Below are 697 nucleotides of genomic sequence, written 5' to 3'. Positions count from 1 at the left end.
GGTTGTACCTCGGCGATTGTCTTGAGGTGATGAGCACCATGCCCGACAAAAGCGTCGACATGGTGCTCGCAGATCTGCCGTACGGCACGGTTCAGTGCGCGAGGGACGTGATCATCTCCTTCGAACCGCCTTGGCGTGAGTACCTGCGAATCCGCCAAGCCGGAAGCGGCCATGTGTGTTGTGCGCGGCTCAGCCGTTCTCGTCACTGGTCGTGGCCAGCAACCCGAAGAACTACCGGTACGAATGGATCTGGGAGAAAGGCAACGCCACTGGCTTCCTGAATGCAGCAGCCGCTTCGGGCAAATGAAAGCGCTCAGGTCCTCTACCGAAAGCAACCGGTGTACAACCCGCAGATGTCGACCGGGCATGAGCGCAAGACCAACAAGCGGAAGACGGTCGATTCTGAGTGTTACGGCAAGGCGCTGCACCTCACCGAGTACGACTCAACAGACCGGCACCCGCGCTCGGTGCAGTTTTTCTCTAGCGACAAGCAGGCCGATAGCTTCCACCCAACGCAAAAACCAGTCGCCTGGATGAAATTCTTGATCGCCACCTACTCCCGTCCGGGTCAGGTAGTGATGGACAACACCATGGGAAGCGGGACCACAGGCGTTGCATGCCTCCAACTCAACCGACGGCTCCTCGGCATTGAGCAGGATGAGGCAATGTTCAATACCGCGAAAGCAAGGCTGGAGAC

General features: G+C 58.5%; 1 protein-coding gene. It reads left to right on the top strand.

Annotated features, from left to right (window positions below; genetic code table 11):
- Nucleotides 1–281 precede the first annotated feature (281 nt).
- The coding region (locus AC1DVH_RS32290) for a DNA methyltransferase (RefSeq protein WP_477757195.1) at nt 282–697 on the top strand (416 nt) is incomplete at its 3' end.

Source organism: Pseudomonas sp. P4_C3 (assembly GCF_056402075.1).
Note: the sequence above shows the minus strand (reverse complement) of the source record. Positions and strands in the feature narration are given on the sequence as shown.